Source organism: uncultured Shewanella sp., from assembly GCF_947491715.1.
Classification (GTDB): Bacteria; Pseudomonadota; Gammaproteobacteria; order Enterobacterales; family Shewanellaceae; genus Shewanella.
Map to the genome: position 1 here is coordinate 1 of NZ_CANLKR010000142.1, position 292 is coordinate 292.

Below are 292 nucleotides of genomic sequence, written 5' to 3' on the forward strand. Positions count from 1 at the left end.
CTATTGGATATAAAGAAACTATTGGATATAAAGAAACTATTGGATATAAAGAAACTATTGGATATAAAGAAACTATTAGATATAAAGAAACTATTGGATATAAAGAAACTATTGGATATAAAGAAACTATTGGATATAAAGAAACTATTGGATATAAAGAAACTATTGAATATAAAGAGAAAATAGGAGAATAATGATATTGAATAAAATAAAATTGGTTGCGGGAGCTGGATTTGAACCAACGACCTTCGGGTTATGAGCCCGACGAGCTACCAAACTGCTCCATCCCGCG

General features: G+C 30.5%; 1 protein-coding gene and 1 tRNA gene. One reads left to right on the forward strand and one right to left on the reverse strand.

Translation table 11 applies throughout. The features are described 5' to 3' along the window. The coding region (locus Q0779_RS23880) for a hypothetical protein (RefSeq protein WP_298776763.1) at positions 1-194 on the forward strand (194 nt) is incomplete at its 5' end. A gap of 21 nt (positions 195-215) precedes the next feature. On the opposite strand, the gene Q0779_RS23885 is transcribed toward Q0779_RS23880, so the two are convergent. Beyond that, positions 216-292: transfer RNA gene (locus Q0779_RS23885), tRNA-Met, on the reverse strand.